Raw genomic sequence first — 26,627 nt, forward strand, 5'->3', positions numbered from 1 at the left:
GTGGCCCGCCGCCGCCCGGGGAGTGGGGATTGTGCGCCACCGGCGCGGTGTCGGCCCGCGGGCTCAGGCGAGGGCGGCGACCAGCAGGGCGAAGGCGGCGATGAGGACGGCTACGCGGACGTAGTGGAAGCGGTCCCAGCGGTTCATCTGTTCCTTCCAGTCGGCGGGCCGGTTCTCGGTGGTCCACGTCTTGCCCCGGTTGTTGATCGGGACGAGCAGCAGGATCGACATGATCACGCTGAGGATCAGCAGCGCGCCGGCGATGACGACAAGGCCGGCGCCGTCGTGGTGCCATCCGGCGATGGCCCAGACCGCGCTCAGGACGAGTGAGCCGATGTACCAGAACGGCATCACGGCGCCGAGCATCCGACCCCCGTGGCTTCGGCCGCGTTGGCTGCTGTCGTCGGGGAGGGCGTTGAGGATCGGGCTGATGACGAAGGCGACGGAGAACTCCACCCCCACCATCAGGCCGACGACCACGGTGGTGACGATCTCAAGTGCGTTGAGCATGATGATCTCTCCTGGGATCTATCGCCGCTAGATGATGAGGCAACGCTAGGCTGCTGTCGCTCGATTGTCTAGCGATGCTAGGATCGAATCGTGTCGGTACAGGAACGCAAGGAGCGCGAACGGGCGGCCCGTGAGTGCCTCATCGTGGCGACGGCCCGCGAACTCGCCGAGCAGGAGGGCTGGGACGCGGTCACCACCCGCCGGCTCGCCGAGCGCATCGAATACAGCCAGCCCGTCCTCTACAGCCACTTCCGCAGCAAGCGCGAGATCATCGGCGCCGTCGCCCTCAAGGGCGCCGCCGAGATGGCCGCGGCGCTGCGGGCGGCGGCCTCCGCCGCGGACGGCCCTCGCACCCGGGTCACGGCCCTCGCCCGCGCCTACCTCGAGTTCGCCGAGCGCAACCCGGCGGTCTACGACGCCATGTTCCAGCTCGACGGCGGCCTGGCGTTCGCGAACGAGAACACTCCGGAGCCACTGAAGGACGCCTTCGCCGCCCTGCTGGAGACTCTCTGCGAGGTCGCCGGGGACGGCGTCCACCCGGCACTGTTCACCGAGACGTTCTGGGCGGCCCTGCACGGGCTGGCCACCCTGACCCGGACGGGACGGCTGCCGCCGGAGGACACCGAGCGGAGGGTGGAACTGCTGGCGGGCAGGCTCGCCATGGTCTGACACGCCGTCCCGGCGGGCACGCAGCCGGGTCCTCGGGCCCCGCTGCCTGCCTGTGACGCGGCGCCTGCAACCACACGGCCCGCCAAGCCTGGGGCTGCCGCCACGACTAGGTCTCTGCAGTCTTACCTGGCTGAGGACAGTCGCCAAGGTCGCGGCGACCATCTGCACCATGATCCATCTCACCGCCGATGGCTGTCCCATCGTTCCTCGACCCCGCCCCTGCCAAGCCCGGAGACGCACGTGTGGGCGCCGTTTGAGGCGGCCTGAAAGGGGCCGATGTCTTGATCAGGGCGGGTGGCTTGGCGGATGCTTGTGGACGGGCGCTCCGAAGCGGCCAGGGGACGTGAAGGGATGTCGGGTATTGCACAGCAGGTCAGAACCCGCCGCTGTGCCGGTGGCTCCCGGCCGGCTGCCGCTCCTCGGCCATCTGCTTCCGCTGATCCGCGATCCGCTGGCGTTCCTGTCGTCGCTGCCCGGCCGCGGGGGCCTGGTCGAGGTGCGCGTCGGCCCGACCAAGGCGGTCGTGGTGTGCGATCCGGAACTGACCCATCGGCTCCTGATGGAGGACCGGACCTTCGACAAGGGCGGGGTGTTCATCGAGAAGGCCCGGGAGTTCGTCGGCGACAGCCTGGGCACCTGTCCGCACAGCCTGCACCGGCGTCAGCGGCGCCTGGCGCAGCCCGCGTTCCATCAGGGACGCATGCCGGGCTACGCCGGCATCATGACCGAGCACATCACCGACGCCATCCGGTCATGGCGGCCCGGAAGGGTCTTAGACATCTACGCCGAGATGACGGGGATCACCTTCAAGGTCCTCATGGCGACCATGTTCTCCAGTTCCCTGCCGGCTCAGGCCGGTCATGACCGGCTGCACGAGGACATCGTCACGATCTTCGACAGCGCGTACCGGCGGACGCTGACACCGCGATCGCTCAACCGGCTGCCGACCCGGGGTAACCGCCGCTACCGGCAGGCCATCGCACGGGTGCACCGGAACATCCAGGCCGTGCTCGCCGACCGCCGTGCCGACGGCACCGATCATGGCGACCTCCTGTCGGCCCTCCTGGCCGCACGCGACGACGGCTCCGAGACGGCGGGCCGGGGTTTGTCCGACATGGAGATCACCGACAACACGATGATGTTCATCCTGGCCGGCACCGAGACCACCGCCTCGGCCCTTGCGTGGGCGTTGCACCTGGTCGCCGGGCATCCGGAGGTCGAGCGCGCCCTGCACAGCGAGGTCGACGCCGTCCTGGACGGCAGGCCGGCCACCCACACCGATCTGCCGCACCTGAAGCTGACCGGTCGTGTCATCACCGAGACTCTGCGGCTGTATCCGCCGGGCTGGATCTTCACTCGGACCACCACCGCCGACGCTCTGCTCGGCGGCCACCGGATCCCCGAGAACACGACCGTCATCTACAGCCCGTACATCCTCCACCGCCGTGCGGACCTCTTCGACGCGGCCGACCGGTTCGACCCCGACCGGTGGCTTCCCGGACGGGTCCAGCCGGGACGCCGCACCCTGGTTCCTTTCGGTGGCGGAAGCCGCAAATGCATAGGCGACACCTTCGCTGTCACCGAAGCCACGCTGGCCCTGGCCACCATCGCCTCCCGGTGGACCCTGCGTCACGTCGCCGGACCGCCGGTGACTCCGGCGAAGAGCGCCGCCCTGTATCCGCGGAATCTGCGCATGCGTGCCGAAGTCCGAGCCGAGGGCGCGCGCACTGATTCTACGAAAGGCTGGAATCCCGATGCCGGTGATTGACCCGACGAGGCTGTTCGACCTCCCGGAGTTACAACTGATTTCCGGTGACCGGAAGGCGTCTTGGGGACCGGACCTTGACGGAGTGGTGGCCGCATTCGCCCGCGAGACGGGCCTCCTGACGACCGAAACGGCCGACCGCTACTACACCGCACAGAACATCGGGACGATGTGCGCCTACGTGGTTCCGGGTGCCGTCTCGAGAGTTCGCCGCGAAACCTACGGCAAACTCCAGACGTGGTTCTTCATCTACGATGATTGGGCGGAGCAGCTGGGGAGGTTCCTTCTCCGCGACGACGTGGCAGCCGTGACCGACATCGTCCTCACCTGGTTTGCCGAATCCGAGCGGGAGTGCCGGCGCCTGGACCTCGCCGCGGCCCGCAGCATGCGGGAGCTCTGGGCGCAGATCCAGCAGGATACCTCGCTGGACTGGCGGGACCGGCTCCGCGAGGAACTCGGCGTCTATCTCCGGACCGCCGTGGAAGAGGCCGAACTGGTCCGCAGCGGCCGCGTGAATCCCTTCGGCAAGGCCAGCGAGTTGCGACCGCTCGCCACGGCGGCGCAGGCCGTCTTCACCATGTCGGAATTCGCTTATGGCATCGAACTGCCGCGGGAGCTGATCCGGCATCCGTTCCTGAGGCGGATCAGCAGGACGAGCACGATCGCCATCGCCTATGCCAACGACATCATCGGCCTGAAGGCGGACCTCTTGCGCGGTATCCGGGACAATCTCGTCCTGTCGCTGCAGGAGGAGTACGGCGGCGATCTGCAGACGAACGTCGAGCGTGCGGCGAAGGACTTCCAGCGGGTGGCCGGAGAATTCGCCGACCTCCAGTCCCAGTTCCGCTCCGGTGGCGGCCTGTGCGACCACGAGATCGCCGGAAGGCCGGACGTCGGGGTGTACATCCAGATCCTGGAGGACTGGCTGTACGAGGGCATCAAATGGCAGCTGCTCGACACCAACCGCTACGAGACGACAGTCCGGCTGACTCAGCAGGAGCACCCGAACCAGCTCCTGAGCCTCGCCGAAGCCCTCCAGCCGGAATAGCCGTCCGGACGGCTGGAGACGACCCTGTTGAGGGTGCCTTCCTCTGGCCGAGAGCGAACGCCTCACCGGCGTTCGCTTCGACCTCTGACCGTCACGCGGGCACGTTCACGCAAGCGCTCTGCGCAGGGTGCCGAGGGCCAGGTTGATGGCGGCCTCGGCGGCGTGGGTCTCCCGCAACGCGTCGAGCATCACGAAGTCGTGGATGATCCCCTGGAAGCGTACGGCGGTCACCGGCACCCCGGCCTGCCGCAGCTTGTTGGCGTACGCCTCGCCCTCGTCGCGCAACACGTCGGCCTCGCCGGTGATGACGAGCGCCGGGGGAAGTCCCTTCAGCTGCTCAACGGTGGCGCGCAGGGGCGAGGCGGTGATCTCGGCGCGCTGTGCCGGGTCCGTCGTGTACTGGTCCCAGAACCACTGCATGCCGTCCCGGCGCAGGAAGTATCCTTCCGCGAACTGGTGGTAGGACTCGGTGTCGAACGACGCGTCGGTGACCGGGTAGAACAGCACCTGCTGGACGAAGGCCACGTCGCCGCGCTCCTTGGCCATCAGGGTCACGGCGGCGGTCATGTTGCCGCCGACCGAATCGCCGGCGATCGCGATCCGCGCCGTGTCCAGCCCCTTGGTCGCCCCATCGGTGACGATCCACCTCGCGACTGTGTAGTTCTGCTCGATGGCGACGGGATAACGCGCCTCGGGGGACAGGTCGTACTCGGGGAACACCACGGCGGCGTGCGCGCCGACGGCGAGCTCGCGGACGAGCCGGTCATGGGTGTGCGCGTTGCCGAAGACCCATCCGGCGCCGTGGATGTAGAGCACCACGGGCAGCGTGCCCGTGGCGCCGTGGGGCCGGACGATGCGCGCTCGGACGCTGCCGTTCGGCCCGCCCTGGACGGTGATCCACTCCTCGTCGACGGCGGGCTTGGCGATCTCGCTCGACTGCACCTCGTCGACCGCCTTGCGGCCCTCCACGGGAGGCAGGTCGAACAGATACGGCGGGTTTGCGGTGGCCTGGGCGAACGCGGCGGCGGCCGGCTCCAGGACTGGCGTGACGTTCGTGCTCATGGCGGCTCTCCTTCGTTGTGACGGGCTGGACACCAGGAAACATAGCGCCCAATTTCCTCGTACGCAAGCTAAGTGTGAACGTTGAAATTTGGTCAACGGGGAATTATGCTGTCGCGTGGCTCGGCCTCCGCCCTGCCTCCTGCCCACCCGATGGGACTGCCATGAGCTCTCAGCCGGAAGCGGCCGCCGAGGAGTTCTCCCTGCTCCTGGACGACCAGATGTGCTTCGCCCTGTACGCCGCGTCCCGCGCCGTCACCGCGCTGTATCGCCCCCTGCTGGAGGAACTGGGCCTGACCTACCCGCAGTACCTCGTCCTTCTCGCCCTGTGGGAGAACGACGACGTGCCCGTCAAGGCCCTTGGCGCCGGCCTCCAGTTGGACTACGGCACCCTCACCCCGCTGCTCAAACGGCTCGAGACGGCTGGCCTCCTGCGCCGCGATCGCGCGGCTGACGACGAACGCACCGTACGGATCACCCTGACCGACAAGGGGGCCGCCCTGCGGGGGCGCGCCCGCTCCATCCCGGCCGCGATCGGCGACGCCATGGCGCTGGAACCGGAGGAGTTCGAGAGGACCCGGGCCAGCCTGCGGCGCCTGACTGCCAACGTGTCCGCCCGGACGGCGTCCCTTCGCTGACGAACCTCGGCGCCGACCGCGCCGTCGAATCGTGCACATCATGACCAGGGTGGGCTTCAAGCCGCGTGCGTCGGCCAGTCGGCCGGGCACTCATCGGACCCGGTCGCCTGTAGCAGCGAGTCAGCGGCGCGGTGCCGACGGGGCGAGGCCTGCGATGGTCTCGCGGGTGGTGCGGGCTATGGCGCGGTAGGTGCTGGGGGCGGTTCCGGTGGCGCGTTTGAAGGCGTTGCTGAAGGCGCTGTCGGAGCCGTAGCCGAGCGTTGCGGCGAGCTTGGCGATGGGGATGTCGTCGTCGCGTAGAGCGCGTTCGGCCAGGCGGATGCGCCAGTGGTGCAGGTAGGTCAGGGGCGGGACGCCTGCTGCCGCCTTGAAGTGCTCGGCGAAGGTGGTGCGGGATATGCCGGCGGTTCGGGCGAGGTCTTCCAGATGCCAGGGCCGGGCGGGGTCGGTGTGCAGTGCGCGCAGGGCCGGGGCGATGCGTTCGTCGGCCAGTACCCGCAGCCAGCCCGGGGGGAAAGGCGCGGCGTCAGCGACGTGGGCGCGCAGAATTTCCACCAGGAGAAGCTGGGCGTGCTGGTGGGTGGCGAAGTCCGCGCCGGGCCGCTTGTTTTGTCGTTCTTCCAAAAGCCGGTCGAGGAGCCAGCGCAGGGCGGGCGCCTGATCGGTGTCGGCACGGACGCGGGTGAGTGGTGGGAGGGCGGCCAGCAGCAGTTGCCGGCCGATGTGGTTCATCTCGACGTGGCCGCCGATGGACAGGACGTCCCGGCCGTCGCCGATCTGGACGATGGGGTCTGGGGATGCGGCGAAGATCGCGGCGGCGTCGGCGGGCTCGGCGGCCAGGTCGCCGCACAGCACGATCGCGGGCCGGCCGTTCATGACGGCGACGTCGCCTTCTTCCAGCAGCAGGGGATCTGCGCCGTCGTCGGAGTGGAGCCAGCAGGATCCGCGGACCAGGGCGGTCAGCTTCAGCGGGACTTTCGGTTGGAAGCGCAGGGACCAGGAGCCTGCGGCGGAGAAACCGCTGGTGATGACGCAGCGGGCGTCTATCAGCCGGAGTGCGTCGGACAGCGGGTCTACGGCCACGCCCGTACTGTAACGCAAGTAATGCGTACGCTTGGTTATTCATAATCCGGATCGGGGGCGGGAGGGTGTGAGGTGGCGCCGCCGGAGTGGCGGGCGTGAGGGGTTGCAGGAGGATCAGCTATGGCGGATGTGTCACGGCGTGTAGTCATTGTCACCGGCGGTTCCCGGGGGATCGGCCGCCGGGTCGCGGCCCGCCTGGCCGCGCAGGGGTTCGGGGTCGTCGTCGGGTACGGCGCCGACAAGGCGCGCGCTGAGGAGGCCGTTGCGCAGATTGCCGCCGCCGGCGGTGCGGCGGTCGCGGTCGGCGCCGACGTTGCCGACGAGATCGCGGTAACCGAGCTGTTCGATGCCGCCGAGCGTGAGTTCGGCGGTGTGGACGTGGTGGTGCATTCGGCGGGGATCCTGCCGCTGGGGGCGTTGGCCGACTTTGATCTTCAGGAGTTCGACCGGGTGGTGCGCACGAATCTGCGGGGCACGTTCGTGGTCGACCAGCAGGCGGCGCGGCGGCTGCGGCCGGGCGGGGCGATCATCAACTTCTCCAGCTCGGTCACCCGGTTCGCCAATCCCGGCAACGCCGCCTACACCGCGACCAAGGGCGCGGTGGAGGCGATCACCCTGGTGTTGGCCCGGGAGCTGAGGGGACGCGACATCACCGTCAACGCGGTCGCGCCCGGCGCGGTCGACAGTGAGATGCTCACCCAGTTCCTGCAGGGCCGCGAAGAGCAGCGGGCCCAGATCGCCGCGCAGTCACCGCTGGAGCGGCTGGGCACGCCCGACGACATCGCCGAGGTGGTGGAGTTCCTGGCCGGCCCGGCCCGCTGGGTTAACGGGCAGGTGCTGTACGCCAACGGCGGCGCCATCTGAACCGGCTTCCAGCCGTGACAGGCCTGACGTACCGAAGATCTTGAAGTAATCGCTCATGTCCACGCGGCGGTCGTCGGTGGTGATCGAAGTTCTGCTGGCCTGGTCGGCGCCGGCTGCCGCCGTTTGATCCGTGATCTTCCGGCCGTTACGACGGCGGGGCCGCTCACCAGGCAGGATGAGGATTTCGACGAGGACGACATCGATAGTCGGGGTTACATCGGAGACGCGGGCATCGGCGACGACGCCGTGGTCACCCAAGCACCACGGCACCGGCCCGACGCTGACGAGGAAGCCGCAGAACGCGGTGATCAGGCTCGGGCTCCGCCCGTCCGGTCACCCCTCATGAACTGTGGTCAGGGCCCGCTGCATCAGCACTGTGTCGACCCAGCGGCCGTGCTTGTATCCCACGCTCGTCAGCCGACCGACGTGGGTGAATCCGAAACGCCGGTGCAGCGCGTCAGATGCGTCGCTGCCGGTATCGGCGATGACCGCGATCATCTGACGTGCACCGGCCTCCGCACACCGGGTGACCAGCGCCCCCAGCAGTGCGCTGCCCAGCCCCTGGCCGGTCCAGCCCGGGGCGAGATAGATCGAGTCTTCTACGGTGTACCGGTAGGCCGGTTTCGGGCGCCATGGCCCGGCGTAGGCATACCCGGCCACTTCGCCGGCCACCTCGGCGACCAGAAATGGAAGGCCCCGGCTGGATAGGTCGTCGAGCCGCCGCTGCCACTCGGCGACGGCCGGTGGTGTCTCCTCGAATGTGATCACCGTGTCGGAGACGTAGTGCGCGTAGATCTCGGCCACGGCTTTCAGGTCTGCGGACAGCGCTGGGCGGGTGAGCGCAGGTAGGGCCGACACGCGACCTCGTTTCTCTATAGTGGAATTTGTCCCTATTATAGAGGAATGCTCGATCTTGTGGCACTAGGCGGACACATCCAGGCATTGCGGCACAGCCGGACCCTGACTCTTCAGCAGCTGGCTGGGGCGGCGGACGTGAGCGTGAGCATGCTGTCCTCGGTTGAGCGCGGCCAGAAGGCTCCGACGGTCGTCGTGCTTGCCCGCATCGCGGAGGGACTCGGCGTACCGCTTGCTCAGCTCGTCGCCCTGCCCGACGACAATCGCGTCATCGTGCGCCGCGCTGTTGACCAGGACGGCGTCGATGAACCCGGAGGATGGCGGTGGGTCATCCTCACACCGGTCGTGCCCGGCGTGAATTTCGAATGGATCCGTTCCACCTTGCCGCCGGACTGTGACGCCGGCCGGTTTCCGGCTTACGCTCCCGGCTCGCACGAGTATGTCGTCGTCGAGTCCGGAACCCTCCGGCTGACCATCGGAGATGAATCCGTGGACCTGAATGACGGAGACTCGGCCTACTTCGCTGCCGACGTCACCCACGGTTATGCCAACGCCGGCCCCGCGCCGTGCACGTACTACGTCGCGGCGCTCATCATGCGGCCCCGCGCGGCGGTCGGTCACGTCCCGCTGGGTGGTGTAACTCGCGGCTGATCCAGTTGTGGTGGCCGAGCCGGACTGGCCGCCGTTCTGAGCGCGGCGTTTACCCGGCCTGTCGATCGGGAGGCATTTCCCGTACTACCTCGCCGGGGGATTTGTCCGATCGGAGCCCTCGCCATGACGGGTGCCGTAGACGGCCGTCACCCGTCCATTCGGCGTACTGCACTTCACCCACGAGCAGTGGTTCCACCCAGTGCGCGTGCCGAGCCTGTTCGCGGGGCACGGCGTCGGTGAACGGCGGGGTGGGTCGCTCCAGCGGCGCCAGCAGGTCATGGAGGTCGCGGAGGGCGGCCTGGGTGAACCCGGTGCCGACGTGCCCGGCGAACACCAGCCGCCCGGTCTCGTCGTGGATGCCGAGCAGCAGCGATCCGATCATCCCCTCCCGCCGGCCGCCGCCGGGCTGCCAGCCGGCGATCACGACCTCCTGGGTCGCGAAGTTCTTCACCTTCGTCCAGTCGCCCGACCGCTTGCCGGGCCGGTACGGCGAGTCGAGCCGCTTGGCGACGACGCCCTCCAGGCCCATCTGCCGTGACAGGGCGAGAGCGGTGTCCCCGGCGTCGCGGAACCATCCGGGCACTTGCCAGCGCGCGCCCGAGTTCACCACGCTTTCCAGTAGGTCGCGACGCGCTATGTACGGCATGTTGATCGACGTCGCCGCGTTGATGTGCAGGATGTCGAACAGGAGATAGGTGACCGGCACCAGCCGCACCAGTTGCGGGATCTTGTCCGGGTTTCTCTGGTGGATGCGCGGCTGCAGGGCCGCGAAGGAGGGCCGGCCGGCTTCGTCGAACGCGACGATCTCCCCGTCGAGGACGCAGTCGTGGCCACTGGTCGCGCCTGCGAGCGCGTAGACCTCCGGGTAGGCGACGGTGACGTCGTTGCCGTTGCGGGAGATCAGCCGAAGGGCGCGGTTCTCCACGTAGGCGAGCGCCCGGACGCCGTCCCACTTCATCTCCTGGCCGTATTCCGCGTCCTGCTCCGGCATGGGGCCGAGTTGGGCCATCATCGGCGCGTATGCAGGGAGAGATCCCACAACGGTCCTGGTACCCCAACCGAAGATCGGTACCTGGTGTCTAAGACCCAGCATGAAGGCGGGTCGGTCCGATCAAGGCTTACTGCCAGATCAGCAGCACCCACGTACTTGAGACGTGCAGGCACTTGTAGGGCCGGCCTTCGCGCTGATATTGCTGACCGGCGTCTATGCAGAGCTTTTAGGTGCCATAACTTCCGACATCCCACCAGGTCGCCGCGAGGGCCGGGGTGGCGATTCCGCCGACCAACGAAGCGGCGATTCCCGCGCCCGCGAGCGCTGTACGCAATCGCATCTGCGTTCCTCCCTAGAAGAGTGGTAACAACGAATCCCCACGTATTCACGTCAAGCTCGACATGGATCGAGCCCGCCCGGATTTACAATTGCAAGCCGGGTAGTGTGAAATGTTCGCGGAAAAGAGGGGTGAAACCCCGGGGGCCATCTAAAATCACCACAACATTAAGTGCTCGAGGAGACGCCTGACAGAGAAGGATGACTCAACTGGGGGACGCCCGGGCTCGGTAGACTAAGGAATTTGAATCAGCGGGCTCAATCCACTCGGGGTGCCACGCTCGTGCGAGGTCGCGCCGCGACCTGGTCGATGCGCGTGCACCCGTCCTGTCGTCAGCAGGGAATTGTGATGAGCAGCGATGTCCCGCTTCCCACCGGGCTGGTGATCTCCATTTCGCCGCCGATCACTGCGACGCGGTCCTTGAGGCCGATGAGCCCGGAGCCGTTGCGGGGGTCGGCTCCGCCGATTCCGTCGTCACGGATGCACAGCCGCACGGCCATGTCGTCAACCGTGAGGTCAATGTGAACTACTGAGGCCTGTGCATGCTTGGCCGTGTTCGTCAGTGCTTCCGAAACGATGTAATAGACGGCGGCTTCGACGCGTTCGGGCTGCGACCCGACATTGTTCACATTCAGCTTGACCGGCACGGAGGAGCGGCGCGCCAGCATCTTGAGCGCCGGGCAGAGTCCCCCTTTGGACAGCATCGCCGGGTGCAGGCCACGGGAGAGTTCCTGCAGGTCCTCGACGGCGCCGGCCAGACCCTCGACCAGGTGGGACAGGCGGGCCCTGAGATCGGGGGGCGCCATGGCTTCGGCCGCCCGCAGTTCCAGTCCGAGCGTGACAAGACGTTGCTGTGCACCATCGTGCAGGTCGCGCTCGATACGGCGGCGGGATTCATCGGCTGCCGCGATGATGCGGGCACGGGAGGCGGTGAGCTCGGCTCGGCTCTGCGCATTGGCGATCGCGGTGCCGAGGAGTTCGGTGAACTTCATCATGCGCTCCTCGATCGCCTCGGGTTGCGGGTCCTCCGCGCGCGAAAATGCGATCATCACGCCCCACAGCTGGTTCTCGACCATGATCGGGCTGCCGACCGCGGAGCGGAGCGCCCATTCGCGGGCGCGCTTGAGGAATTCGCCGGCGCCGTCGTCGAAGGTGGTGCGCCGCGCCGGTTTCCCGGTCTGCCACACCAGCTTCGCCACAGGCATGTCTTGGATCGGCCAGCGCGAGCCCAGTGGCACGAAATGGTCCCGGCCGCCATGATCATCCCAGTGACTGAGCATGGTTAACGTGCCGTCGGACTCGAACCGATTCATGTCGGTGTATCGCGTGCCCATGATGCGGCCCAGCTCACGGGTGACCGCGTTGAACACCTCGGTTGGGTCCGCTCCGCTGGCGACCAGCGTCGCGATTCGCCGGAGCGCGGCCTGTTCCTCTGCGACGGCCTCACGGTCGCATGCCGCGCCCAGCAGGGCCTGCAGCGACGTCACCACCTGCTCGTGCAGCCGCATCAGCGTCGACTCGGGCAGGCCGGTGGGGATCAGAAGGGTGGCGACCTGAGTGGCGCCGTCGCGCAGCGGTAGCGCCACGTGGTATTCGTCGGCCGCGACCACCTCGGGCCGGATCACCGCGTAGGGCAGTTCGAGCGCCTGGGCCAGGCGCTGTGCGGCTGCCGGCAGCGCGGTTCGTAGATCGCCTGCTTGCAGCAGCAGGTGGGCGAGGTCGGCGGCGAGGTCCGCCGTACGGCGCTGCTCTTCGGCCTCCACGGCCCGTGACCGGGCCAGGTCCCCGACGAAGCCGGCCAGCAGTGCGGTGGCGAGGAAGACCAGGATCGTCACCATTTCCCCATCGCCGGTCAGCGTCCACCGGTAGAAGGGCGGCATATGAAAGTACTCATAGGCAACCGCGCTGGCCACCGCGGTCGCCAGGCCGGGACGCAGGCCGAACGCTGTCGAGATCAGCAGCACACCGAGCAGGTAGACGACGCCGAGCGAATTCGAGGGCACAAACTGCCGGAGCGGGAAGAGCAGCATGGTCACCACGGCGACGCATGCGGCGCCGGCCAGAACACCGACCTTCAGGGACGGAGTCTTGCGCAGCATCAGCGACGGCAGCCTCGCTTGCACTAACCCATTGTATTCCCGCGTATACCGTGCGGAGATTCCCCGGTCGCCGGCGCGCCCGATTACCGCAGGCCGACACATCAGCGGCTACCCAGAGCCCGCTTATGCGGCATCGGCCATGTCGGCGAGCGCGTGCTCCGATGGGGAGCCGAGCTGAGCCTGGGCCACGAAGAGGAGATAGCCGGGAGCATTCTCGATGGGGAATTTCTGGCGCCAGAGATTCAGGTCGCCGAATTTCCTGTGGCGCAGGTGCCATGATGCGTGCGCTGCGACGCCGGCATCATGGCGCGCCCAGAGTTGACGGAAGTCTTCGCTGTTGTCTGCCAGTTCCTTGATGAGCTTGCGCACGGAGGGGTCAGGTACCACTACCGTCATGGCGCGCAGATGGGCGACTTTGAAGGCGGCCTCCCCCTCCCAATTCACGAAGAACTCACGGGATTGGGGATTGAGGAAGGTGAACCGAACCAGGTTGTCGATGTACTCGTATCCCTTCCACAGGGCGGTGGACAGCCGGTTGCGGACGAGGACATCCAAGCGGTGGTTCATCACTAATGCCGGTGCGTGCGTCCAATGCTCCATCAGCCGGACCACGTCCGCGGCGACAGGCCGATGAGTGCGCTCTTGAGGGCACGCTCGGGGGCGCGCGAGATCGTGGAGATGCGCGGAAGCGGCCGCGTCGAGGCGGAAGACCCGCGCCAGGGCGTCGATGACCTGCTCCGAAGGGTTGCGTTGTCTGCCCTGCTCCAGTCGCGTGTAGTAATCGCTGCTTACTCCGGCCAACAGCGCCACTTCCTCGCGGCGAAGGCCCGGCGTGCGGCGCCGGGAGCCGACGCAGGGCGTCCCTGCTTCGGCAGGGGTCATGAGTCGCCGTCTCGCCCTGAGGAACTCTCCAAGCGGGCTTTTTCTGTACATGTCGTCCTCCTAACGTGCAAAGCCTTGGAGAAGGGAAGCGACCTTGACGTACTCTCCGGGTGCTCTCGCCAGGCGGGCTCTCCGCTGGTTGCCGCCGGAGCCGACAGAAAGGATCATCGCGGTCATGGCTGTCCGCTTCCTGCGACTGCTGTCACTTTGAGGATTTCTCCGCGCGGGCTCCCCGTCGTCGAGGACAGCGTGTAATCACATGGTGAAGGCAGCACCCCCTGCCGCCCCTGCAGGCCTGCCCTTCGTCATCCTGCTAGCAGCACCGCGGTCCATTTACGCTGTCGGTCCTCTTCCGTGACAAGCCCTGGCCGCCGGGCCGACGGCCGTGCCGGTTCAGGCGGCCCGGTAGCGCGTGGCGAGCTCGGGGCTCTGCGCTCCGAAGGCGGCGAGGTCGGCTTGGAACACCGCGTCCAGGAGGGCGGCGTTCTCGACGCCCGGGGCGCAGACGGTCTCGCCCAGATCCAGGCCGCGCAGGCTCGCGGTGACGACGTCGTCAGCCGTCATGCGGGGCACCCTGCTCATGTCCAGCCCTTGCCGCTCGTGGAACTCGGTGGCCACCACACCCGGGCACAGGACCTGAACGTCGACTCCCGTGCCCTCGAGTTCTGCGCTCAGGGTCTGGGACATCGCGACGAGGTAGGCCAGGCTCCCGCCGTAGACGACGCGGCGAGGCATCTGGGAGTGGGGGGCGGGGCCGCTGAAGGCGATCATGCCGGCCACGTTGATGATCGTGCCTTCGGCGCGCTCCTGTATGCCAGCGACCACGGCGCGGGTGAGCATCGTGGGGGCGAGGACCTTGAGGTTGACGAGTTCCGCGGCCTTGTCGGCGGGGAGCTCGGCGAGCGGCATGTAGTGGGCGACACCGGCGTTGTTCACGAGCATGGTCAGCGGCTCGGTCGCGCAGATCTCCGCGACCGTGTCGATCCCCGCGGCGGTGGACAGATCGGCGACCACGGCCTTGATCTTGATTTCGGGGTGCGAGGCGGCGAACTCTTCAAGCCGTTCCCGACGCCGGCCCACGAGTACCAAGTCGTAGCCGTCGGCTGCCAGGCGTTCGGCGAAGGCCTGGCCGATTCCGGAGGTGGCGCCGGTGACGAGTGCGAGCTTGCTCACTGTTGTTCCTTATCTATTGGAGGCCGTGGGGCCGGGATGCGGCTCTAGTGGAGCCACGTCATTTCCGGCCGGTACTGGCGTTGGACGGCGTTCGTATCGACCCCCGAGGGGCCACCGTGCCTACTGACGGCTCGGGAGCATCGCGAGTGCCTGGGACCGCTGGGCGACCAACTCGTCGTAGGTGCCGTCGCGCTCGGCCCACCGGTGCATCAGGACGCCCTTGACGAGGATCTCGTGCGGAGTGGGGTCGGCCTGGAGCAGGTCCACCACCTCGGTGGCGAACGCGGCCAGTTCGAGCGCGCGCGGGTTGCGCTGTGCGTGCTCCGGCGTGGTGGCGACAGCCGGGGGGACGAGTTCGCAGACCTCGACGCCGGTGCCGTCCAGTTGCGCGCGCAACGCCTCGGAGTAGGCATGGACGCCGGCCTTGGAGGCGGCGTAGGTGGGCATGACCGGGAACGGCAGGAACCCGATGCCCGAGGTGACCGTGATGATGGTGCCGGTGCCGCGTCCGATCAGGTGCGGGGTGAACGCGTCGATGACGCGGATGGTGCCGAGGAGGTTGATGTCGATCGTCTTCTCCGCGGCACTGAAGTGTGCGGGATGGCGCAGGTCCTCGGGGATCATGACCCCGGACATCGTCACGATCGTGTCGAGGCTCGGGTGGCTGTGGAGGATCGTGTCGCGGGCACGGTCGATGCTGTCCTGGTCGGTCACGTCGATGGGGACGGTGGCGAACCCCTCAGCCGCGAGGTGGTCGAGCAGGTCGGTTCGTCGGCCGCCGACGATGACGGCGCTGCCCGCCGCGGCGAAGCGGCGAGCGAGCTCGAGACCGATTCCCGAGGTGGCGCCGGCGATGAAGACGGTGCGGTTGGTGATGTCCATTGATCGCTCCTGCTCAGGGCGCCGACGGCGACAAGCCGGTGGGCGCAGTCGATGATGGTTCGGGTTACCGCCGACACCTTCAGTGTTGATCTGCTCTCCGCCAGGAGGGAGTACCCCCGTCTTCCGGGGTCCTGTCAGGGCCCCCTTAGCTGAGGAGGCCCTGAACTACGATGCTGAAATGAGCGACGACAACCGCGCCAACCTGCTCGGCGGTTACCTCCGTGCCCGGCGGGCGCTGGTCACTCCGGAGCAGGTCGGGCTACCGGGGGGTGCGAATCGCCGCGTTCCGGGGCTTCGCCGTGAGGAAGTCGCCATGCTCGCGGGCATCAGCGGCGACTACTACCTGCGGCTGGAGCGCGGCCGCGACAAGAACCCCTCACCGCAGGTCCTCGAATCGCTCGCGCGGGTCCTGCACCTTGACGAGCTCGAACAGGAATACCTCCTCGGCCTGGCCGCCTCGCGCCCGAAGCCGCAGCGGAGCCGGAAGCCTGAACGCGTGCCCGCACGGTTGGGTCAGCTCCTGGCGAGCGTGCAGGTTCCCGCGTTCGTGGAGGGACGCGCGTTCGATGTGCTTGCATCCAACCGGCTCGCAGTCGCGCTCTCCCCGCGCCTTCAGCCCGGGTACAACCGTCTCCGATCGCTGCTCCTCGATCCTGAGGAGCGGGCGTTCCAGCAGGACTGGACGCGCTCCACGGAAGGATTCATCGCCGCCTTCAGAAAGTCCATCGGCGACGACATCGGCAACCCGCGATTCGTCGAACTGGTGGGCGAGCTCGCCCTGTCGAGCGAGCGGTTCCGAACTCTCTGGGCGCGCCACGACGTCCGCAGCCTCGAAGGCGGCACCACCACCGTGAACCATCCCGTCGTCGGTGAACTGCGCCTGCACCGAGACAAGCTTCCTGTCGACGATCTGCTCCTGGTCCTCTACTACGCCGACCAGGGGAGCGAGAGCGATGAGAAACTGCGCCTCCTCGCCTCCATGGCCCAGACGACACCGCTCCGCAGTGGGATGCGAGGTGCCGAGCGAAGGGCCGGATAGCTCGGAGCGTACCGCAGTGGATCTTGCGCACCGCCGGCGTGGTCCCGCTGATGGACGCGCTCCCGAGACCGCGCTGCGCACCGGCTGTTCGAACGCCTTCACCCCCGGCGGGCACCCAGAACCATCGGGAGGCTCAGGTGCTGTTCGAACGGTTCCCGTCATTGATCATCGCTGAGGTCACCTTCGCCGCCCGGCAGAGCGCTCGCTGGATTCGTCAGAATCGTGCCGGCGATTACGCCGAAGAGATGATCGGCGCGTGGCGCGAGGGAGGGTTGATCGTTGAGCCACGCGAGCGCCCCGACCAGCGCAAACAGATCAGCGCCATCGATGTCGGTCCGCGCCGTGCCCGTGGCCTGAGCGCGGGCGAGGAGCCGTGTGCCCGCCGCGCGCATCGTGACGCACGAAGCATGGAGTGCGGAGTCGGTGTCATCAATGGCGGCCATCATCAGCGCCACAACGCCCCGATACTCATGGGCGCACGCGACGCAGTCGCGTAGCCACGAAACGAGAGCATCCTCGGGCGAGCTCGACATTTCGAGCTCGTCCGCCCTTATCGTGAGCTCGTCGAAGCTTGTGCGGAGCAGGGTCTCGAGCAAGGCCTCTCGCGTCGGGAAGTGACGGTACAGGGTGGCGAGCCCGACGCCGGCTCTGCGGGCGATGTCGCGCAGCGACGCGTCGGCGCCTTCCTCGGTCACGACGGCGCTCGCGACCGCGAGTAGCTGGTCGTAGTTCTTCCTGGCGTCAGCTCGCATATGCCCACCTTGACAATCGGAGCAGTGCTCCACATAATCGGAGCACTGCTTCGTTTAAGGATAGCCCACCTACACCGATCAAGAGGAAGCGATGCCGACAAACACGATGAAGGTGATCCGGCTGCACGAGTTCGGTGGTCCTGAGGTGCTGCGTTACGACGAGGCGCCGATTCCCGAGCCGAAGCCGGGTGAGGTGCTCGTCCGAGTTCACGCGGTTGGCGTGAATCCCCCCGACTGGTACGTGCGGGAAGGGATGCCCAACGTGCCTCCGGCGATGAGGCCGCCTTTGAGTTTGCCCGCCGTTCCCGGGACGGACGTGTCGGGCGTCGTCGCGGCCGTCGCCGCTGACGTAGACGCTGACGTAGACGGCCTCTCCGTCGGCGATGAGGTCTTCGGCCTCCTTCGCTTTCCTGGCCTCGAGGGCAGCGCATATGCCGAGTACGTCGCCGCGCCCGCGTCAGACCTCGCACGCAAGCCGGCTCACATCGATCACGTGCACGCCGCAGGGGCGCCCATGGCAGGGCTCACCGCGTGGCAGTTCCTGATCGAGCTCGGGCACGATCATCCGTCGCCCTTTCAAGCGGCACAACATCGCCCGATGGCACTGAACGCCGAGACGACGGTACTCGTCAACGGCGCCGCGGGCGGCGTGGGGCACTTCGCGCTGCAGTTGGCGAAATGGAAGGGCGCACGCGTCATCGCGGTGGCATCGGGCGGGCATGAGTCGTTCCTGCGCGAGCTCGGCGCCGACCAGTTCATCGACTACACCAAGAGCCGTCCCGAGGAGGTCGCGCACGACGTTGATCTCGTCCTCGATACCGTCGGCGGCCCCGGCAGCAGTCGTTTCCTGCGCACGCTCAAGCGCGGCGGCGCGTTGTACCCGGTGTTCGTCGCCGAATACGACCCCGAAGAGACCGCGAAGCTAGGCGTCACGACCTCCGGCACCCAAGTGCGCTCGAACGGCCCGCAACTCGCAGAACTCGGACGTTTGCTCGACGCGGGCACGCTTCGCGTCGCCATAGACAGCACGTTTCCGCTTGCGGATGCTCGAAGGGCACACGAACGAGCCGCCCGTGGACATATCCAAGGCAAGATCGTGCTCACGGTCGCATGAGGACGAGCCGTTCACGGGTTCTGATGCGACAACGTTGTCCAGCCGTACGAGTCCGTGTCCAGGGCAGTTGCGCCCGTGGCGGGGGAGCGCCGGCGCGGCCTTGAGCAAGGGCGCGGACGAGCATCGTCGTCTCCATCGACGTTCGGCCTGGTCCGGCAACGTTCGCCGCATTTTGCCGGGGGCGAGTCGGGAAAAACAGACGGACGGTTTCGTAGCGGCGGCGTGAATAGATCTTGACAACGTTGTCTGCGAAGGCCACCCTTGCCGCTGTCTCTGTCCGGGTGCGCCCCTCCGCGAGCCCACCATCCCCCTTCCGCTCAGCTGGACTGGCTGGCGGGCCGTGCCGCGGGTCCCGACCTACATGGAGGTCTCCCTTGTTAACCACGCTGACTCGCACGGCACTTGCCGCTGTGCTCGGCGGTGCCGTGCTGATGGGCGGTCTCACCCAGGCGGCGGCGGCCTCCCCGCCTGCGCGGGCCGACGTGTTCGCCGACCCGGTGCAATACGTGAACCCGCTGATCGGGACCGGCAACGGCGGCGAGGCCGTCGGCGACATCAACGACTTCCCCGGGGTGGACACGCCGTTCGGCATGATGCAGCTCAGCCCGGACACGGTCGGCTCGGGCGTGGGCTACTCCTACGGCAAGTCGTCGATCCGCGGATTCAGCCTGAACCACGCGTCCGCCGGGTGCAGCGTGTTCGGAGACGTGCCGATCCTGCCCACGACCGGCCCCATCGGCACGGACCCGGGGAACGCCTCGGCGACGTTCTCCCACGAGCACGAGCACGCCACGCTGGGCTCCTACGACGTGCTGCTCACCGACTCGGGCGTCAACGTCAACCTGACCGCCACCAGCCGTACAGGCCTGCTCTCGTTCGCCTATCCCGCGGGCAGCACCGCGCAGGTGCTGGTGAAGTCGGGCGCGAGTCTCGGCGGCAACAGCGCCGCGTCCGTCACCGTCGACGGCGACGACGAGGTGTCCGGCTCGGCGACGGCGAACGGGCTGTGCGGGCTCGGCAGCTACACCGTCTACTTCGACATCAAGTTCTCGCAGCCGTTCACCGCCCACGGCACCTGGCAGGGGAAGACCGTCACCGACGGGTCGGCAGGCGCGAGCGGCAAGGGATCCGGCGCCTACCTGACCTTCGACACGAGCAGCTCCACAACGGTGCGCGCGAAGGTCGGGATGTCGTATGTGAGCGTCGACGGGGCGCGCAAGAACATGGCTTCCGAGATCCACGGCTGGAACCCCACGCCGGTGCAGCAGCAGACCCGCGCCGAGTGGCGCCGGGCGCTGAACACCGTTCAGGTCGGTGGCGGCAGCGCCGCGAACCTGACCACGTTCTATACCGCCCTGTACCACTCGCTGCAGTTCCCGAGCGTCTTCAACGACGTGGACGGCCGCTACATGGGCTTCGACGACGAGGTCCACCACGTGCCGGCCAAGCAGACGCAGTACGCCACGTTCTCCGACTGGGACACCTACCGCGCGCTCGCGCCGCTGCAGGCCATGCTGTTCCCCAAGGAAGCCGGCGACATGGCGAACTCGCTGATCCGCGACGCGGAGCAGCAGGGTGGCTGGATGCCGCGCTGGCCGCTGGCCAACGTGAGCACGACCGGCACGATGAACGGCGACAGCGCGGTGCCGCTCATCGCGAACACCGTGGCCTTCGGCGGCCGGAAGGTCGACGTCGCCCGCGTGCTGCCCATCATGCTCAAGGGGGCCAACCACTCGGAGGAGCTGGGCTGGGGCTGGCAGGAGCGCCAGTGCGTGGAGGAGTACGTCGAGCTCGGCTACGCACCGAACGACGCCTGCTCGCAGGGCGCGCATGGCCGGCAGGGGGTCTCTGAGACGCTCGAGTGGTCCATCGACGACTTCGCGATCTCGCAGCTGGCGGCCGCGATCGGCGACAAGCACACCGCGGCGCAGTACCAGCTGCGCAGCCAGAACTGGCAGAACACCTTCAATCCCACGACCGGCTACCTCCAGCCGCGAGACGAGCGCGGCGCGTTCCCGAACGGTCCCGCGTTCGTCACCCCGCCCGCGAACGCCTTCGGGCAGGACGGCTACGACGAGGGCAACGCCGCCGGCTACGGCTGGGAGGTCCCGCAGAACATGGCGGGCCTGATCGCCGCGATGGGCGGGAAAGACGTCGCGATCCCGCGCCTGGACACGTTCTTCAGCGAGATCAACGCCGGCCCGAACGCGCCGTACATGTGGATGGGCAACGAGGTCGACCTCTCCGTTCCGTACGTGTACGACTACCTGGGCCAGCCGTGGAAGACGCAGGCTCAGGTGCGCAGGATCGAGCAGAGCCTGTACCTGCCCACCCCGGACGGGCTGCCCGGCAACGACGACCTCGGCGCGATGTCGTCCTGGTACGTGTGGTCGGCGCTCGGGATGTTCCCGGTGACGCCCGGCCGGGCCGACCTGGCCCTCGGCAGCCCGCTGTTCACCCACGCCGTCGTCCACCTCGGCAACGGCCGGTCGATCGACATCAACGCCCCCGCCGCCGGCGACGGCACTCCGTACGTCAAGGGCGTGCGGCTGGACGGGCGTCCCTTCGACAGCACCGGGCTGCCCGAGTCGGTCGTGACCCACGGCGGCCGGCTCGACTTCAGCCTGTCGAGTTCCCCCGACACCAAATGGGCGACCGGCTCTCACGACGCCCCGCCGTCGTACCAGACCGGCCAGGACCCGGCCATCGGGTTCACCGACCCGTCCGGTCCGGTCACGGTGACCGCAGGCGACACCAAGCAGGTCACCGTGGGCGCGCAGGGCACCGGGCTGCACTCCACGACCGTGAAGTGGACCGCGCACGCCTCTGGCGGCATCACCGTCAGCCCGTCCTCCGGCACGCTTCACGTGGCAGCGGACGGCCGCGCCAGTACGGACGCCACGGTGTCCATCCCGGCATCGGTCGCCTCGGGCTTCTACCCGATCTCGTTCAGCTTCACGACCGGCGGGCAGGAGTTGCCGGGCGGTGTGCTGGTGACGACCGTGCAGGCCGCCGACCACACCGCGATCGTGGCCGACGACCTCGGCAACCCCGACGTCCCCAACGGCCTCAGCGTGAAGGAGGAGGGCGACGGCCACACCACCGCCACCACGGCAGGCGGCCTGCCCGGCCGGACCACCACGGGAGCCGGGTCGTTCTACATGTACTTCAACATCGACAACTCGTTCGTTCCCGGCGGCAAGTACGACGCGACCGCGTACATCAGCTACTTCGACCAGGGGACGGGCAGCTGGAGCATCCAGTACGACTCCTACGGCAACGTGTCCAACAACGCGTACCGGGACTCGGCCCGCGTGACCAACACCAACACCGGCACCTGGAAGACCGCGGCGATCCCGCTGCCCGAGGCCGCGTTCAGCGGCCGTGAGAACGGTGGCAGTGACCTGCGGCTGAACATCGGCGCCGGCAGCCAGGTGATCGGCCGCGTCGCGTTCGCCGTCACCGGCGACAATGTGCTCGCCATGCACCTGGCGTCGGCGCAACCGGTCGCGCCTGCGGTCACCACCCAGCCCGCGGACGCGACAGCCAACAGCGGCCCGGTGTCCTTCACGGCGGCGGCGACAGGCGACCCGCAGCCGGTGGTGCGGTGGCAGGCGAGCCCGCCCGGCGGCGACTGGGCCGACGTCGGCGGCGCGACCAGCACCACCCTGACACTGACCAGCCCGCAGGACTACGCCGACGGCACCCAGTTCCGCGCGGTCTTCACCAACCTGGCGGGCGAAGCCGCCACCGATCCCGCAACCCTGCGTGATTAGCGCCGGAGGTCCGCGTCGGCCGTGTGCTGACGGGACGTAACGCACAGAGCGGCGGCCGCCCCCCTCGGGGGCGGCCGCCGTCGCAATTCAACGCGACCCGTTCAGCGGGGCTCCGCTATCAGTACCCATCAGGCCGATTAAGCGGGGTGGGCCTGGCCCGTGGGCCCCGCCGACCACCGTGTGACTGGGGGCACATACTGGACATATGGACCAGCTCGAGGGGTTAGGGGACTTCCTCCGCTCTCGCCGGGCCCACCTCAATCCTGAAGACGTCGGGATGGAGGGCATGGGGCGTAGACGCGTTCCAGGACTGCGTCGCGAGGAACTCGCACGACTCGCCGGCGTCAGCGTCGACTACTACACCCGGCTGGAACAGGGCCGCAGCAAGAACGCCTCTCCGGTAGTCCTCGACTCGATCGCCCGAGCGCTCCGGCTGAACCAGACCGAGCGTGATCACCTGTTTGCGCTGGCCGGTCCCATCATCGTTCCCGTCCATCGCCACGCGGGCGCCTGGCAACGGGTATCACCCCTGACCTACGAGCTGCTCAACGCACTGCACGCCGACATCCCGGCGTGCGTGTTCAGCCATTGCCTGGACATCCTGGCCGCCAACCGGCTGTTCAGGGCCCTGCATATGTGGCAGGCCGACAGACTGGCAGAGGACGACAGCGTCGCGAGATTCTGCTTCCTGGACCCGAACGCACGCAGGCTGTATCTCGACTGGGAGCACGTGGCGACCGACGTTACCGCCATGCTCCATTTCGCCGTCGGGCGTCATCCCGGCGAGTCGAGGCTCAACAAGCTGATCGGGGAGTTACTGGGAAACGAGGACTTCAGGAGATTATGGGCTGCTCACCATGTATATGAGCGCGCCTCGGGAACGATTGCCTTTCACCATCCGATCGTCGGGGACTTCCCGATCAACTACCAACTTCTGCGACTCCCCGGAGACCCCGAGCAGTTCCTGTTCGTCTGCACCGCCGCACAGGGATCTCGGTCCGCCTCCGTCCTGGAACGGCTGGGCATCTGGGCCAGAACACGAGGCCGTCCTTCCCCCAACTAGGCATGGCGATGCCCACCGAGAAACCGCTCAAATCTACGTTGTAAAGGAATGCGCCAGGGCGCGGTGCTCGAAGATCATAGGTCGTGCTGACGACTATCCGGATGCCCCAGCGAGCGTGACTCACTCACCCGGGCCCGTGGTCGCCAGCCTGGAGAGCGCGTGCTCTGGCGAGGAGCCTGGAGGCGTGGACGACGCCGGCCATGGGGAGTGGATCTCGCGGGGCGGTGCTTTGGCCGGTCCTGGAGCAGCACGGGGATTGAGCGCGATCGCCCCCGGGCACGACGAGCATTGCTCACTACGGGGAACCGACCGTTTCGGCTTCCGCGAAACCAGTCGTGCTCCGGGGTAGGGCGAAGGCAAGGACGGCGCCCGGGCGTTACAAGCCCGGATCGGCCACCTGGGGCGGATGAAGCCCTGTCCGTCCAAGCGGCGGGGCGGAAAGAAACTCGGTGACCATGTCCATTAAACGATCTTGCATTCTGCCTCTGGGGGTTACGGGCGGGGCAATCGTCCTGCTCACCGGTTGCGGGGCCGGCGAGCTCGCGTCAGGAGCACAGCCCGCCGCCAATGTGGCGGGCGTCGCGGGTCCGTCGCCGTCCGCGTCGTTCGATGACGCGGACGTGATGTTCACGCAGATGATGATCGTTCATCATCAACAGGCCGTCGACATGGCGGACCTGGCGACGACTCGGGCCTCAGCCACGGAGGTAAAGGAACTGGCCGCCGCCATCAAGGATGAGCAGCAGTCACAGATGAAGACCATGCGCGGGATGCTGGCGGGCTGGGGTAGGGCCGCCACTCCGAGCCGGATGGCGGAACAGATGCCCGGCCTGGTCCCTCAGACTGAGATGGACGAGCTCGCGGCAGCCGAAGGGCCCCAGTTCGACAGGCTCTTCCTGCAGCACATGATCGCTCACCACAAAGGAGCGATCGAGATGGCTCGCACCGAGCTGGCGCAGGGGGCCGATGAGCAGGCCAAGAAACTCGCGGATGCCATCGTGGCCAACCAGCGGCCCCAGATCAACCAGATGCAGAGCATCCTCAAACGACTCTGACAGCGGTGGAATCCTCGGACCGATCGGAATCGTCTCCCGAGGAGTCCGGCGACGCAAACCCCGAGGGCGATACGCGGAACCAGTTCTTCGCCGGGTACCTGACCGAGTACGGCCTGAGCGTCGACAACCTGCTCGTCTTCGTGGGCATTCGCCGTCGTCGGTCGTTCCGGCGTTTCCGCCTCCCACACCATGGTCCTGATCGAAGAGGTCACCGACGGAGGCTGGGGTCGCGCCGACGAGACCTTCACCCTGGCGAAGATGGCTGAACGCGCCGCCGCCCGGCATCAGGGCTAAGGCCTGTACGGACTTCGGATCGGGGTGATGGGGGAGATGTCAGGGGCTGCGCGGGGCTACCAGGCCGGATTCGTAGGCGAGCACGACGAGCTGAGCGCGGTCGCGGGCGTGGAGCTTGGCCATGGCGCGGTTGATGTGGGTTTTCGCGGTCAGCGAGCTGATCGTCATGCGGTCGGCGATCTGGTCGTTGGACAGGCCCTGCGCGACCAGGGCGACGGCCTCCCGTTCGCGGTTGGTCAACTCTTCCAGCCCCGTGCCGGCGCCGATGGTGACCGGCTGGGTGATGTACCTGTTGATCAGCTTGCGGGTGATCGAGGGTGCGAGCAGGGCGTCACCACGCGCGGCGACGCGTACGCCGTGCAGGAAGTCCTCCGGCACGATGTCCTTGACGAGGAATCCGGCAGCGCCGGCGCGCAGTGCGTTGAAGACGTACTCGTCCAAGCCATAGTTGGTCAAGATGACGACATGCACCCCGGACAGGGCCGGGTCCGCGGCGATGCGCCGGGTCGCCTCGATGCCGTCGACGACCGGCATCTGGATGTCGATGAGAGCGATGTCAGGCAGGTGTTGCCTGACCAGAGCCAGACCCTCCTTCCCGTCGGCGGCCTCGGCCACCACCTCGATGTCATCTTCGAGGTCGAGGAGCGCGCGGAATCCGCTGCGAAGGAGCGGCTGGTCGTCGACCAGCAGGACGCGGATCATGCCGTCCGGTCCACGGGGAGTTCTGCCTGGACGGTGAAGCCACCCTCGCCGCGCGGTTCGGCGCGCAGCCAACCGCCGAGGGCGGTGACTCGTTCGCGCATGCCGAGCAGCCCGACGCCGGGCGTCGGGGCGGTGTTCGGCGCTGCCTTGCCGTCGTCTTCGATGTGTATCGCGAGGGCGTCCGGACGACAGTCGATCCGGACCGACGCCGTGGCGGCGTCCGCGTGACGGGCGATGTTGGTGAGTGACTCCTGGACGATCCGGTAGACGGTCCGGTCCACCGCGGCCGGCACGTCGTGTCGTCGTCCTTCGATCGTCAGCGTCGCGTCCAGGCCGATGGTGCGGGCCCGTTCCACCAGTTCCGGGACGTGGTCGAGCCCACGCGGCGGGGTTGTGTCGTCGTCGCGCAGCGCCTCCAGGGTCGCGCGCAGCTCCCGGGTCGCCTCACGTCCGGCCTCCTGGATCGCCAGCAGTGCCTCCGGCACCTGTTCGCCACGCTTGCGGGCCACGTGGACGGCGACTTCGGCCTGCACCTTGATGACCGAGATCTGATGGGTGAGCGAATCGTGCAGCTCCCGCGCGATGTGCAGCCGCTCCTCGGCGGCGCGGTGCCGCGCGGTCTCCTCCCGGGTGCGCTCGGCTTCGTCCGCCCGCCGCTCGGCCTGCCGCAGCGCTTCACCCGCGGCGCCGGCGGCGATCAGCCAGGCCAGCTCGAGGGCGCCTCGGGCCTGCGCGAAGGCCTCGCCCGTGTCGTGCAGGCCCGAGGCCAGGGCCGCGAGGGGAAGAGCTGCCAGCATGGTCACGCTCGCCACCACCGTGATGGTGCGGTGTCCCGCTCGTACGGCTGCGTACACCGCGAACAGGTACGCGACGGCAGGCACGTCGAAACCGGCTGCCTGGTAACCCACCGCGCACAGCCCGGTGACGGCCAGGACGACAACCGGAGCCCGACGGCGCGCGGCCAGCCCCAGGCCGCCGGCCACCAGTAACGCGTAGCCGAGCAGGTCGACGTACGTGGCGGAGTGCTGCCCGGACAGCCCGGTGACCAGCAGCGTCGCCGCGACGCCGACGGCGATCGCCCAGTCTGTGACACCTGCCCGGACACCGAACCGGACTGTGCTCATGCGCGCACCCTAACCCGATGTCCGCGCGGGCGACTCCTGCGGACGGATGAACAGCCGCCTACCGCACACGCGGTACCTTCGCGGATCCTGCGGCGTCCGCGGCAACCGGCTATGGCGTCGGCGGCAGCGCGAATTGCCTACGTCCACTGGACGACCGGCGGTAGGTCCAGCGGACACGATCAGGCGACATCCAGTCGTAGGA

Annotated in this window: 23 protein-coding genes; 11 read left to right on the forward strand and 12 right to left on the reverse strand. The window is 68.0% G+C overall.

What is annotated here, in order from left to right:
- Window positions 1–63: 63 nt before the first annotated feature.
- Window positions 64–510, reverse strand: a complete 447-nt coding sequence (locus Psi02_RS31070; RefSeq protein WP_203979396.1) for an anthrone oxygenase family protein — start codon at window positions 508–510, stop codon at window positions 64–66.
- A 90-nt stretch (window positions 511–600) separates the two neighbouring features.
- On the opposite strand from Psi02_RS31070, the gene Psi02_RS31075 reads away from it, so the two are divergent.
- The 3 genes from Psi02_RS31075 (at window position 601) to Psi02_RS31085 (ending at window position 3,992) form a co-directional block, all read left to right on the forward strand.
- Window positions 601–1,179, forward strand: a complete 579-nt coding sequence (locus Psi02_RS31075) for a TetR/AcrR family transcriptional regulator (RefSeq protein WP_203979397.1) — start codon at window positions 601–603, stop codon at window positions 1,177–1,179.
- Window positions 1,180–1,540: 361 nt separating this feature from the next.
- Window positions 1,541–2,947 carry a cytochrome P450 gene (locus Psi02_RS31080; RefSeq protein ID WP_239095307.1) on the forward strand — a complete coding sequence of 469 codons (1,407 nt, stop codon included), beginning with the start codon at window positions 1,541–1,543 and terminating at the stop codon, window positions 2,945–2,947.
- Window positions 2,877–3,992: a terpene synthase family protein gene (locus Psi02_RS31085; RefSeq protein WP_203979399.1), complete on the forward strand. Its 1,116-nt coding sequence runs from the start codon at window positions 2,877–2,879 to the stop codon at window positions 3,990–3,992. The genes Psi02_RS31080 and Psi02_RS31085 overlap by 71 nt, the downstream gene beginning before the upstream one ends.
- A gap of 105 nt (window positions 3,993–4,097) precedes the next feature.
- Here Psi02_RS31085 and Psi02_RS31090 read toward each other — a convergent pair whose 3' ends face one another.
- Window positions 4,098–5,054, reverse strand: coding sequence for an alpha/beta hydrolase (locus Psi02_RS31090; protein WP_203979400.1), 957 nt, complete (start codon window positions 5,052–5,054; stop codon window positions 4,098–4,100).
- Between the two features lie 161 nt (window positions 5,055–5,215).
- On the opposite strand from Psi02_RS31090, the gene Psi02_RS31095 reads away from it, so the two are divergent.
- The gene (locus tag Psi02_RS31095; protein WP_203979401.1) at window positions 5,216–5,689 is read left to right on the forward strand and encodes a MarR family winged helix-turn-helix transcriptional regulator; all 474 of its coding nucleotides are present in this window, start codon (window positions 5,216–5,218) and stop codon (window positions 5,687–5,689) included.
- A 120-nt stretch (window positions 5,690–5,809) separates the two neighbouring features.
- On the opposite strand, the gene Psi02_RS31100 is transcribed toward Psi02_RS31095, so the two are convergent.
- Window positions 5,810–6,772 (reverse strand): AraC family transcriptional regulator, encoded by a 963-nt coding sequence (locus Psi02_RS31100; protein ID WP_203979402.1) that lies wholly within the window; start codon window positions 6,770–6,772, stop codon window positions 5,810–5,812.
- A 120-nt stretch (window positions 6,773–6,892) separates the two neighbouring features.
- Here Psi02_RS31100 and Psi02_RS31105 point away from each other — a divergent pair, with 120 nt between their 5' ends.
- The gene (locus Psi02_RS31105; RefSeq protein ID WP_203979403.1) at window positions 6,893–7,636 is read left to right on the forward strand and encodes an SDR family oxidoreductase; all 744 of its coding nucleotides are present in this window, start codon (window positions 6,893–6,895) and stop codon (window positions 7,634–7,636) included.
- Window positions 7,637–7,969: 333 nt separating this feature from the next.
- On the opposite strand, the gene Psi02_RS31110 is transcribed toward Psi02_RS31105, so the two are convergent.
- Complete coding sequence (locus Psi02_RS31110) at window positions 7,970–8,494, reverse strand: GNAT family N-acetyltransferase (RefSeq protein WP_203979404.1); 525 nt, start codon at window positions 8,492–8,494, stop codon at window positions 7,970–7,972.
- A 45-nt stretch (window positions 8,495–8,539) separates the two neighbouring features.
- On the opposite strand from Psi02_RS31110, the gene Psi02_RS31115 reads away from it, so the two are divergent.
- A complete protein-coding gene (locus Psi02_RS31115) occupies window positions 8,540–9,142 on the forward strand; it encodes a helix-turn-helix domain-containing protein (protein WP_203979405.1) in 603 nt (200 codons plus the stop codon).
- Between the two features lie 49 nt (window positions 9,143–9,191).
- On the opposite strand, the gene ligD is transcribed toward Psi02_RS31115, so the two are convergent.
- The 5 genes from ligD to Psi02_RS31140 all read right to left on the reverse strand — a co-directional run bounded on the left by ligD (window position 9,192) and on the right by Psi02_RS31140 (window position 15,506).
- On the reverse strand, window positions 9,192–10,181 hold the full coding sequence (ligD, locus tag Psi02_RS31120) for a non-homologous end-joining DNA ligase (RefSeq protein ID WP_239095308.1): 990 nt from the start codon (window positions 10,179–10,181) through the stop codon (window positions 9,192–9,194).
- A 621-nt stretch (window positions 10,182–10,802) separates the two neighbouring features.
- Entirely contained in the window at window positions 10,803–12,593 is a 1,791-nt protein-coding gene (locus Psi02_RS31125) for a sensor histidine kinase (protein WP_203979406.1), read from the reverse strand.
- Window positions 12,594–12,692: 99 nt separating this feature from the next.
- On the reverse strand, window positions 12,693–13,502 hold the full coding sequence (locus Psi02_RS31130) for a helix-turn-helix transcriptional regulator (RefSeq protein ID WP_275415304.1): 810 nt from the start codon (window positions 13,500–13,502) through the stop codon (window positions 12,693–12,695).
- A 342-nt stretch (window positions 13,503–13,844) separates the two neighbouring features.
- Window positions 13,845–14,624 (reverse strand): SDR family NAD(P)-dependent oxidoreductase, encoded by a 780-nt coding sequence (locus Psi02_RS31135; RefSeq protein WP_203979408.1) that lies wholly within the window; start codon window positions 14,622–14,624, stop codon window positions 13,845–13,847.
- Window positions 14,625–14,744: 120 nt separating this feature from the next.
- Window positions 14,745–15,506, reverse strand: a complete 762-nt coding sequence (locus Psi02_RS31140) for an SDR family oxidoreductase (RefSeq protein WP_203979409.1) — start codon at window positions 15,504–15,506, stop codon at window positions 14,745–14,747.
- A gap of 178 nt (window positions 15,507–15,684) precedes the next feature.
- Between Psi02_RS31140 and Psi02_RS31145 the strand changes: the two genes are divergently transcribed.
- Complete coding sequence (locus tag Psi02_RS31145; RefSeq protein WP_203979410.1) at window positions 15,685–16,545, forward strand: helix-turn-helix domain-containing protein; 861 nt, start codon at window positions 15,685–15,687, stop codon at window positions 16,543–16,545.
- Between the two features lie 158 nt (window positions 16,546–16,703).
- Here the strand turns inward: Psi02_RS31145 and Psi02_RS31150 are convergent, their stop codons facing one another.
- Window positions 16,704–17,297, reverse strand: a complete 594-nt coding sequence (locus Psi02_RS31150; RefSeq protein WP_203979411.1) for a TetR/AcrR family transcriptional regulator — start codon at window positions 17,295–17,297, stop codon at window positions 16,704–16,706.
- 91 nt (window positions 17,298–17,388) lie between these two features.
- Here Psi02_RS31150 and Psi02_RS31155 point away from each other — a divergent pair, with 91 nt between their 5' ends.
- The 4 genes from Psi02_RS31155 (at window position 17,389) to Psi02_RS31170 (ending at window position 24,305) form a co-directional block, all read left to right on the forward strand.
- A complete protein-coding gene (locus tag Psi02_RS31155) occupies window positions 17,389–18,411 on the forward strand; it encodes an NADP-dependent oxidoreductase (protein ID WP_203979412.1) in 1,023 nt (340 codons plus the stop codon).
- Window positions 18,412–18,785: 374 nt separating this feature from the next.
- Window positions 18,786–22,187, forward strand: a complete 3,402-nt coding sequence (locus Psi02_RS31160) for a GH92 family glycosyl hydrolase (RefSeq protein WP_203979413.1) — start codon at window positions 18,786–18,788, stop codon at window positions 22,185–22,187.
- A gap of 205 nt (window positions 22,188–22,392) precedes the next feature.
- The gene (locus Psi02_RS31165) at window positions 22,393–23,250 is read left to right on the forward strand and encodes a helix-turn-helix transcriptional regulator (protein WP_203979414.1); all 858 of its coding nucleotides are present in this window, start codon (window positions 22,393–22,395) and stop codon (window positions 23,248–23,250) included.
- A gap of 455 nt (window positions 23,251–23,705) precedes the next feature.
- Window positions 23,706–24,305, forward strand: coding sequence for a DUF305 domain-containing protein (locus Psi02_RS31170; RefSeq protein WP_203979415.1), 600 nt, complete (start codon window positions 23,706–23,708; stop codon window positions 24,303–24,305).
- 333 nt (window positions 24,306–24,638) lie between these two features.
- Here Psi02_RS31170 and Psi02_RS31180 read toward each other — a convergent pair whose 3' ends face one another.
- Together Psi02_RS31180 and Psi02_RS31185 are read right to left on the reverse strand one after the other, a co-directional pair.
- The gene (locus Psi02_RS31180) at window positions 24,639–25,301 is read right to left on the reverse strand and encodes a response regulator (RefSeq protein ID WP_203979417.1); all 663 of its coding nucleotides are present in this window, start codon (window positions 25,299–25,301) and stop codon (window positions 24,639–24,641) included.
- Entirely contained in the window at window positions 25,298–26,425 is a 1,128-nt protein-coding gene (locus tag Psi02_RS31185; protein WP_203979418.1) for a sensor histidine kinase, read from the reverse strand. The genes Psi02_RS31180 and Psi02_RS31185 overlap by 4 nt, the downstream gene beginning before the upstream one ends.
- Window positions 26,426–26,627 lie beyond the last annotated feature (202 nt).

It is taken from the genome of Planotetraspora silvatica (assembly GCF_016863315.1).
Taxonomy (GTDB): Bacteria; Actinomycetota; Actinomycetes; order Streptosporangiales; family Streptosporangiaceae; genus Planotetraspora; species Planotetraspora silvatica.